The organism is Ethanoligenens sp. (genome assembly GCF_047718355.1).
Lineage (GTDB): Bacteria > Bacillota > Clostridia > Oscillospirales > Ethanoligenentaceae > Ethanoligenens.
Window position 1 is genome coordinate 1 of record NZ_JBDNLG010000163.1, and the last position, 1,823, is coordinate 1,823.

The 1,823-nt window shown below is 41.8% G+C and carries 2 protein-coding genes; both read left to right on the top strand.

Annotation, left to right across the window (positions count from 1 at the left end; translation table 11 throughout):
* Positions 1-348 precede the first annotated feature (348 nt).
* Positions 349-1,335, top strand: coding sequence for a Gfo/Idh/MocA family protein (locus ABF463_RS14485; RefSeq protein WP_415534743.1), 987 nt, complete (start codon positions 349-351; stop codon positions 1,333-1,335).
* Positions 1,332-1,550: a hypothetical protein gene (locus tag ABF463_RS14490; protein ID WP_415534745.1), complete on the top strand. Its 219-nt coding sequence runs from the start codon at positions 1,332-1,334 to the stop codon at positions 1,548-1,550. Before ABF463_RS14485 ends, ABF463_RS14490 begins: the two co-directional genes overlap by 4 nt.
* Positions 1,551-1,823 lie beyond the last annotated feature (273 nt).

Below are 1,823 nucleotides of genomic sequence, written 5' to 3' on the forward strand. Positions count from 1 at the left end.
CTCTTGTCCTTATCTGCTAGCATTTTAGGAGCTATATTGCACTTCCTTAACGGTCTTCTGTGATTTCTGGTATGATTCCATTGAGTAACTATTCCTTGGGTTTTGCTCTAGTCGCCGTATAGTCTATCAGACTATACCTGGAGTTGTCACTTTCAATTTCCACGGAGTTTGGGATAACGTTCTTTTAATGCAGATAATTGTAATTAACCAATAAGGCTTTGTTTGATGTCTTTTAGAAGGCATATTTAATAGCAGAATCGGAATAATGATAGCATTGAGAATGAATTAAGTATCGAAAAATTCAGTACCGAATCTTATGAAATTTCATTGAATTTAGGGGGTAGTGTAATGGTACGTTTTGCAGTGATAGGAAGTAATTTTATTGCCGAACGATTTTTAGAGGCGGCAAAGCTTTGCGATGAATTTACACTTGCAGGTTACTATTCCAGAGATAAACAACGAGCACAGGAATATAAGCAAAGATATAATGCCGCCATGTGGTTTGATAATTTAGAGACGCTTGCCGCCTGCAAAGAGATCGATGCCGTTTATATTGCAAGTCCAAACAGCCTTCATTATGAGCAGGCGATGCTTATGCTAAACGCAGGTAAAAATGTATTATGCGAAAAGACGATAGCTTCCAACAGTCACGAGTTGCAGCTAATGCTGAAAGCTGCCAATGAGAACCGTGTGGTACTTTTGGAAGCCATGCGTCCCATTTTTAATCCCAACGTTACACTCATACGTAATTCGCTGAAAAAGCTCGGTATAATTCGCAGGGCCACTCTAAATTACTGCCAATATTCCTCTCGATATGACAAGTTTAAGATGGGTGTCATTGAAAATGCATTCGCCCCATTGCTTTCCAATGGGGCATTGATGGATATCGGTGTTTATTGCATCAATGTCATGCTGTATTTGTTTGGGTTGCCTCGAAAAATACAAGCGGCTGGTATCCAACTGCCAGACAGTATCGATGGAGAAGGTACGATTCTTGCAACCTACGACGGTATGCTTGCTGAACTTATCTATTCCAAGATAACGGATTCCCAAAATCCGTCCGAAATACAAGGGGAGAATGGCTGCATGCATATTGAAATGATTAGTAACCCACAAAAAATTGAAATCTTTTATAAAAATGGAGCCCATGAAATTCTGCAAATTCATCCGCAATCTTCAGATATGACTTATGAGATCAATACATTTATACGTATGGTTACTTCCTCTCAGAAATCAGGGGACTATAACAGATATTCAGAAATGGCTCTGTCTATTATGGATGAGGTGCGTAGCCAATTACATATCGTATTTCCTGCGGATAGAAATAAATTATGAATAGCAAAGAACAATTGCCCATGATTGAATTTAAAAGAATGCATTATACTCTAAACGAATTGAAATGGAAGGGAGGTGGAAGTGCTGCACTTGCCGCAGAATCGAACAGCCACGACGCCGAAAAAGTTCGTCTGCGGCAGTTGGAGGAGGAGAACCGCCAGCTCCGGAAAGATAAGGCGGATATGGAGGACACGGTAGAGATCCTAAAAAAGTGACGTCACTTTCAGTCAAAGCCAGAGAAGAAATACGAAATAATCCGACAACGCAGCGGGGAGCATTCTGTGGAAAAGAGGTGCCGTGTTTTGGAAGTCTCCATGCCAGTTGGAACTATCAGGCCCTTTTACTGCGAAACCGCATCATTCCCAGCATGAGCCGGAAAGGCACGCTTACGACAACGCCTGCGCTGAATCCTTTTCAGCACGATCGAGCTGGCAATGGTTTATCACGAGCATTATGCGACCAGAGCCCAGGCACAGGCCGCTATTTTT